Below are 6,819 nucleotides of genomic sequence, written 5' to 3'. Positions count from 1 at the left end.
TAGTTGTTCTTGAGACATTAGATAACGCACCTCATTCCCCATAGTGACATTTTATCACGATAGTCTACAAGGTGACATTATCATAAAATAACCACAAAATTGTAATTAATTTAATTGAACAAACGAGTAAAATCCGCTATAATAATACAGAATGTATACGGCAATATTTTTTTGATATTGTTTACCGGAAGCAACTTAATTTAAAGAGTATAAAAGGAGAGGTTTTAATGGGCAATGTAAGGGTTAGGTTTGCACCGAGTCCCACTGGATATCTACACATAGGTGGGGCAAGGACAGCACTTTTTAATTGGCTTTTTGCAAGACATAACGGCGGCAAGATGGTACTGAGGATAGAGGACACTGATTTAGAAAGGCTAAAAGAGGACTCGGTATCCCAGATAATTTCCAGCATGAAGTGGCTTGGCATCACATGGGACGAGGGGCCGGAGGTGGGCGGCGAATATGGTCCATACTTTCAATCCCAAAGGCTGGATGGCTACAGGAAAGCGTGCGAGCGGCTTTTAGTTGAGGGGAAGGCATATTACTGCTACTGTACGCCGGAGGAACTAGAGGCAAACAGGGAGGAAGCCAGAAAAGCAGGGATTCCGCCACGGTACAGTGGCAGGTGTAAAAACCTGACTCCAGAAGAGATAGAGAGGTTTAAGGCTGAGGGCAGAAAGCCGGTCGTCAGGTTTAAGGTACCTACAGAGGGTACAACAGTGGTAAATGACATCATAAGGGGAGAGGTTACTTTTGACAACTCCATTCTGGATGACTTTGTCATTATGAAGTCTAACGGCATTCCCACGTATAACTTTGCGGCAGTTGTAGACGACCATGCTATGGGTATGACCCATATCATAAGGGCAGAAGAACATTTATCCAATACCCCGAAACAGGTTTTGATTTATAATGCCCTTGGATACGATATACCTGAGTTTGCCCATGTGCCAATGATACTGGCGCCGGACAGGAGCAAGCTGTCTAAGAGGCACGGTGCCACCTCTGTGGAGGAGTTTAGAGAACAGGGATATCTTCCGCAGGCCATAGTAAACTATCTCATACTCCTTGGCTGGTCTCCGGAGGGAGATAATGAAATAATCACACTGGAACAGGCAATAAAAGAGTTCACACTGGAAAAGGTAAATAAAAGCGCAGCCATATATGACACCACAAAACTAACATGGTTAAACGGCATATACATGAGAGACCTGCCATTGGATGAGGTAGTAAAACATGCCCTCCCCTTCTATATTAAAGAGGGGCTTATACCTGAGGATTATAACGATCAGGATATTAAGAGGGTAAAGGAGGTTGCGGCGAGGGTCAGGGAGAGGGAAAAGACGTTGGTTGACCTTGCCAGAGCATCCAGTTATTTCTTCAGGTTTGACTATGTATATGAGGAGAAAGGGGTAAACAAATACTTTAAGAAGGATGGTACGGCCGACATACTAAAGAAGGGCATAGAAGCATTAAGGGCTGTGGATGACTTTACGATAGAAAACACAGAAAGGGCTTACAGGAAACTCATTGAGGAGAGCGGCATAAAGAGCGGAGATTTGTTCCACCCGACGAGGCTTGCCATATCAGGGAGGACGACGGGGCCTGGCCTGTTTGACATAATGGCTCTTTTGGGAAAAGAGGAAACAATAAAGAGGATGGAAAAAGCTGTAGAATATATGGAAAAATAAACTTAGAGAACTGACCGGGGCTTATAGTCCCGGTTTTAATATGGCTTTAATGGATAATTATGCTTATAGCAGGTTGAAATTTTCTCCAAGATTTATTGCGATTAACTGCCTTATATACAGGGATGAGTCGATTTATACGGGTGAATATAATAACAATATGAAACTATAACAATACATAGTTGCAATAGAATCTATATTGTGGCAACAGGTATATTATGTTATAATGTTCATGAAATTATAATAAAGGAGGTTGAATAGATGGAAGCCAAAAAGAAGGGCTTGAGCGAGCAGGCATTCAGGAAACTGGAGCCTGGCGAGGAGTTCATGCCATACGTGCCTGCATCAGAGGTTGCACCTGAGTTTACTGTATTTTCGGTCATTGTTGGTATCATACTCTCTATTGTCTTTGGTGCAGCAAACGCCTATCTCGGCTTAAGGGTAGGCATGACAGTCAGTGCCTCAATACCTGCTGCTGTTGTTTCAATGGCCATTATAAGGGGTATGATGGGCCGTAACTCAATCTTAGAAAACAACATGGTCCAGACCATAGCCTCTGCCGGAGAATCTTTAGCGGCCGGTGCCATATTCACAATCCCGGCACTGTTCATGTGGGGTGAGACCCCATCCATGCTTACGATTACGCTGATTACGTTTCTTGGAGGCATATTGGGCGTACTCAGTATGATACCTCTGAGGAGATTCCTGATTGTGGAAGAACATGGCAATCTTCCTTATCCAGAGGGCACAGCCTGTGCTGAAGTGCTGGTTGCCGGTGAAGTTGGTGGGGTCAATGCCTCGACTGTCTTTGCAGGTCTTGGCATAGGTGCTATATTTAAGTATATAGCAGATGGTTTGAAGCTCTTCCCGTCAGAGATTGAATGGCAGATAAAGGGATGGAAAAATGCAGCCATTGGAGGAGATGCATTTCCTTCTCTATTGGGTGTGGGCTTTATCATTGGGCCGAAGATATCTTCATACATGTTGGCAGGGGCCATTTTAGGCTGGCTTGGGTTTATTCCGCTGATCTCCATGTTTGGCGGTGAATCAACCATTTATCCCGGGACTGTACCGATATCTCAAATGGATTACTGGAGTATATGGAGCACTTATATCAGGTATATAGGGGCCGGTGCTGTTGCTACAGGCGGTATCATAAGCCTTGTAAAATCTATTCCCACCATTATAAATGCCTTTTCTTCCTCCTTGGGTGGATTTAAGGACGCTTCTAAGGGCAGCAACAGCAGGATAGATAGTGACCTCCCTATGAACATTATACTTATAGGCTTTGCAATTGTTATTGTGGCTGTGGCATTTCTACCACAGATTCCAGTTGGTATTATGGGAGCCATACTGGTAGCCATATTTGGCTTTTTCTTTGTAACCGTGTCATCAAGACTGGTTGGCATAGTGGGAAGCTCATCAAACCCTGTTTCCGGGATGACAATTGCTACACTGCTTTTTACTACTATAATATTTAAGGCCATAGGTTATTCAGGCACCTCAGGCATGGTGGCTGCCCTTAGCGTGGGTGCTGTCATATGTACGGCAGCAGCCATAGCTGGTGATATATCTCAGGACTTAAAGACAGGATACCTGGTTGGCGCTACGCCGTGGAGACAGCAGGTGGGTGAGATCATTGGTGTTGCAGCCTCGGCAGCAGTGATAGGATACATACTGGTGCTGCTAAATAATACCTATACATTTGGGTCAAAGGAACTGGGTGCCCCTCAGGCTACAATCATGATGCTGGTTATACAGGGTATCATGAATGCAAATCTGCCGTGGGGTCTTGTATTTGCCGGTGCGGCTTCAGCGGTTGTAATTGAACTGTTTGGTTTTGCTTCCCTGCCATTTGCTATCGGTCTGTACCTGCCAATACATACCAGCGTGCCGATAATGGTTGGCGGTATAGTAAGGGGAATACTTGACAGGAGCGAAAAGAACGTGGAGGTATTAAAGCAAAAAGTAGAAAACGGTGTACTGTATAGTTCTGGGCTTATTGCAGGAGATGCTATTGTAGGTATTATTATGGCGTTCTTTGCTTCTATAGGTGTAAAAATGGGTTTTGCCAATCCTGTTACAGGGAAATATGTAACAGTGCTGTTCTTTGCGGTGCTGGTCTACACACTGATAAGATACTCATTTAGAAAGCCTGAGCATATATAAGGTTAAAAGGCCTGGCCATATGCCAGGCTTTTTTATATTTTTATTTTGAGTTTACAGGTTGTCTTAGTCTAAAGCTCGGACCGAAAGATACAATAAAAAATTGTGTTAATGACTAATTTTTAACATATAATTATTATTTGTTTGGAAAAATTATGATATAATATAATTAAAGAAACTTTATAAAGGGGGTTTAGAAATGAGTGGTCTGTTTGATTTGACTGGTAAGACTGCTGTAGTTACCGGTGCGTCCAGCGGATTAGGGGTGCAGTTTGCTAAGGCTCTTGCATCACAGGGGGCTGACGTAGCGGTTGTGGCGAGGAGATATGACAGGCTTACAGCCCTTTGTGATGAGATAAGGGCAACTGGCAGAAGAGCACTGGCAATAAAGTGTGATGTGACCAGGGAAGAGGACGTTAAAGTAGCCGTCAGCAGGGTGATGGATGAGTTTGGCAGGATTGATATACTTGTGAACAATGCAGGTGTAGCAGCAGGTGATGGGGTTGAAAGCCTCAGCGAAGAGGACTGGGATAAGGTCTTGGATACTAACTTAAAGAGTATATATCTTTTTACAAAACACGTGGTACCACACATGAAGGAAAAACATTACGGCAGGATAATAAATACGGCATCCATGTGGGGCGTTGTAGGCAATGCGGCAATGCCGGTTACTGCGTATCATGCTTCGAAAGGCGGCGTGGTAAACCTGACAAGGGCCCTTGCCGGAGAGCTGGCTCAGTTCAATATTACTGTAAATGCCATAGGTCCTGGATTCTTTGAGTCTGAGATGACCCAGGATATAATCTGTTCTGAGGAATTTAAAAACTATCTGAATTCAAGGTGTCCTATGAAGAGACTTGGCCAACCCGGGGAACTGGACGGCATCGTGGTGTATCTGGCTTCTGATGCCTCCAGCTATACAACTGGCCAGACCATTTGTGTGGATGGTGGATGGACTGCAGTATAATAAAACAGGTTACTATCACAGCAGCCGCATGATTGCGGCTGTTTTTTATCCTGTTTGTTCTGTGTGAATTTGGATTTTAGAAATAACTGTTATATAATAAAATTAAATTATGGCAAGGGGGGGTTATTAACAGTGTACAAAAAGGCGGATATACTGCAAAGGGTATTTGCATATGCCATTGATGCAGCTATAGCAAATCTTTGCGGTTTAATCCCGGCTGTTGGTGGTCTTCTTGGCTTTTTATATATGCTTTTAAGGGACGGCCTTATGGATGGACAGAGCATAGGCAAAAAGCTTCTGGGTTTAAAGACCATGACCGGGTTTGGACCTGCCAACTACAGTGATTCTGTGAAGAGAAACATTATATTTGCGATACCCAACCTGATTATGGTCATACCCCTTGTAGGATGGGGTGTGGGCGTGATGGTAGAGATGATTATATGGATAATAGAGATTTATAGGGTAATTAATGACCCATACGGCAGGAGAAACGGAGATATTTGGGCAGGTACCCAGGTGGTGGATGAGAAGAGCTTAATGTGATGGAGAGCGGTGTCTATGCAGATATAGATTATCTGGCATCTAAGGAGGGTTAGGAGATAACAGGAGGTTTGTGTATGAGGATAAGGGCAGTAAATAAGGGGATAGATGGAGAACTTTTTAATGAGCTCATTGATATGAATGAGAATACCCCATATCACAGGCTCTTGGACATTGATATATCCATGCTGGACAGGGGCATGGCAGAGGTTACAGCTACGATACAGGAGAAGCATTTGAATCCTGCAGGGAATGCCCATGGAGGGATGTTGTTTTCATTGTTTGATACTGCTATGGGCATGGCAGTGAGGACTATGGGAAGATATAGTATAACGTCACTGGATATGGACATGAACTTCATTGCACCGGCCAGGTTAGGCGATACCATAAAGGTTGTGGGAAGAGTTGTCCACCTCGGCAGGAGCACAGTGGTATCCGAGGGTGAGGCCTACAATCAGGATGGAAAACTGATAGCCATATGCAGGGAGACATTCTTTAATTTTGGACTAATGGATTAGGAGGGGGGAAAATAAATGAAGTATCATTTAACCTTTGAACCAGAGAAGAAGACCGTGGAAGTAGAAAAGGGAACCACGATTTTGGAGGCGGCTATGAACAACAATATTGTTATGAGGCATTACTGCGGAGGCAATTTACAGTGCACCACATACAGGGTAATAATAAGAAACGGCAAAGAAAACCTGAGCCCTATGGCAGAAAAAGAAAAAGCTGCACTTCAGGGCAAGGCATACTTGAATTACAGGCTTTCATGCCAGGCGAAGATTTATGGTGATGTCACTGTATTTGTGGCCACATCATCCTTGTTGGATTGAGGTGTAATCATGAGGATAGATATACCGGGATATAAGACACTTGATATAAACAATATTGTCTTAGACTATAATGGCACATTTGCAAGGGATGGAGCTCCGATTATGGAGGCTATATCCCTTATAAATAACCTGATCACTGAATACAAGGTATACGTCCTTACGTCAGATACATATGGCACAGCTAAAGAACTTTTAAAGCCGCTCAAGGGAGAGGTACATATAGTAAAGGACACTGAAGAAAAGAAAACATTTGTCATGGGCCTTGCAGGTGATACGGCCTGTATAGGCAATGGGAATAATGACACAGGTATGTTTGAGGTGGATGACCTGTCAATCTGTGTAATAGGTGACGAAGGGGCATCTGCTGCAGCACTATTAAAGTCTGATATTGTGGTAAAAGACATAATAAGTGCCCTTGAGCTCTTTAAAAATCCAAAGAGAATAGCAGCCACACTGAGGAAATAGGTAAATCTATTTCCTGTGTTGTATAAACTTAGCAAATTTTAAAATGTCAAATTAAATTCCATATGTCAATATCTTTTAAAAATGTCACCTAAAAATAGGCCAAAATGTGGTTAATTATCGCATGAAAATGTCACCTTAAAGAATCAAAATATGGGGGGCT

7 protein-coding genes are annotated in these 6,819 nt (G+C 43.3%); all 7 read left to right on the top strand.

The window, feature by feature from the left end; all coding sequences use genetic code 11:
• Positions 1-227: 227 nt before the first annotated feature.
• The 7 genes from gltX to FWJ32_RS12965 all read left to right on the top strand — a co-directional run bounded on the left by gltX (position 228) and on the right by FWJ32_RS12965 (position 6,659).
• Positions 228-1,691, top strand: coding sequence for a glutamate--tRNA ligase (gltX, locus tag FWJ32_RS12995; protein WP_149546396.1), 1,464 nt, complete (start codon positions 228-230; stop codon positions 1,689-1,691).
• A gap of 258 nt (positions 1,692-1,949) precedes the next feature.
• On the top strand, positions 1,950-3,857 hold the full coding sequence (locus FWJ32_RS12990; protein WP_149546395.1) for an OPT family oligopeptide transporter: 1,908 nt from the start codon (positions 1,950-1,952) through the stop codon (positions 3,855-3,857).
• Positions 3,858-4,053: 196 nt separating this feature from the next.
• Entirely contained in the window at positions 4,054-4,821 is a 768-nt protein-coding gene (locus tag FWJ32_RS12985) for an SDR family NAD(P)-dependent oxidoreductase (RefSeq protein WP_149546394.1), read from the top strand.
• Between the two features lie 132 nt (positions 4,822-4,953).
• The gene (locus tag FWJ32_RS12980; protein WP_149546393.1) at positions 4,954-5,364 is read left to right on the top strand and encodes an RDD family protein; all 411 of its coding nucleotides are present in this window, start codon (positions 4,954-4,956) and stop codon (positions 5,362-5,364) included.
• Positions 5,365-5,438: 74 nt separating this feature from the next.
• Positions 5,439-5,879: a PaaI family thioesterase gene (locus tag FWJ32_RS12975; protein ID WP_149546392.1), complete on the top strand. Its 441-nt coding sequence runs from the start codon at positions 5,439-5,441 to the stop codon at positions 5,877-5,879.
• 15 nt (positions 5,880-5,894) lie between these two features.
• Positions 5,895-6,194, top strand: coding sequence for a 2Fe-2S iron-sulfur cluster-binding protein (locus tag FWJ32_RS12970; protein ID WP_149546391.1), 300 nt, complete (start codon positions 5,895-5,897; stop codon positions 6,192-6,194).
• Positions 6,195-6,203: 9 nt separating this feature from the next.
• A complete protein-coding gene (locus FWJ32_RS12965; RefSeq protein ID WP_149546390.1) occupies positions 6,204-6,659 on the top strand; it encodes an HAD family hydrolase in 456 nt (151 codons plus the stop codon).
• Positions 6,660-6,819 lie beyond the last annotated feature (160 nt).

Source organism: Calorimonas adulescens (genome assembly GCF_008274215.1).
GTDB classification, from domain to species: Bacteria; Bacillota; Thermoanaerobacteria; order Thermoanaerobacterales; family UBA4877; genus Calorimonas; species Calorimonas adulescens.
Note: the sequence above shows the minus strand (reverse complement) of the source record. Positions and strands in the feature narration are given on the sequence as shown.